At 60.3% G+C, this 476-nt stretch carries 1 pseudogene; it reads left to right on the top strand.

Annotated elements, in window-relative coordinates:
- A pseudogene (locus ASG92_RS25475) lies at positions 1 to 312 on the top strand (IS110 family transposase); the annotation flags it as partial.
- Between the last annotated feature and the right edge of the window lie 164 nt (positions 313 to 476).

The following is a 476-nucleotide window of genomic DNA, read 5'->3' as shown; positions in this document are numbered from 1 at the left end:
CGCCTGGAGAAGTTCCTCGAGAGCACGGGAATCAAGCTTTCAGGCATGGTCAGTGAACTCACCGGGGTATCGTCCCGGGCGATGCTCGAGGCGTTGATCCGTGGGGAACGGGATCCGCAGGTACTCGCGCAGTTTGCCCGGGCCAGCATGAGGGCAAAGATCCCGGCACTAACCGAAGCGCTTACCGGCATGTTTGGCGAGCACCATGCCTTCATGGTCCGGCTGCATCTGGACCGCATCGATCAGCTTGCCCGAACTATCACCGTGCTGACGGAGCAGATCGACACGGCAGCTCAGGTCCGCGTGCCGTGAGTTCGGAGTATGACACTCGCAGGAACCGTCGGCTATGGGCGCTGATCCATGCGGCGGATGGCTACCCGTGGCGGGAGGCGAAGATTCTAAGTGGATAAGAAGAACAAATCCTTCTCGCCCTATTTCACCGAAAGCGACGCCGAGCAGGTGCGTGCAGCATTCCT

It is taken from the genome of Arthrobacter sp. Soil736 (assembly GCF_001428005.1).
Lineage (GTDB): Bacteria > Actinomycetota > Actinomycetes > Actinomycetales > Micrococcaceae > Arthrobacter.
This window is presented reverse-complemented; position numbering and strand designations above follow the sequence as displayed.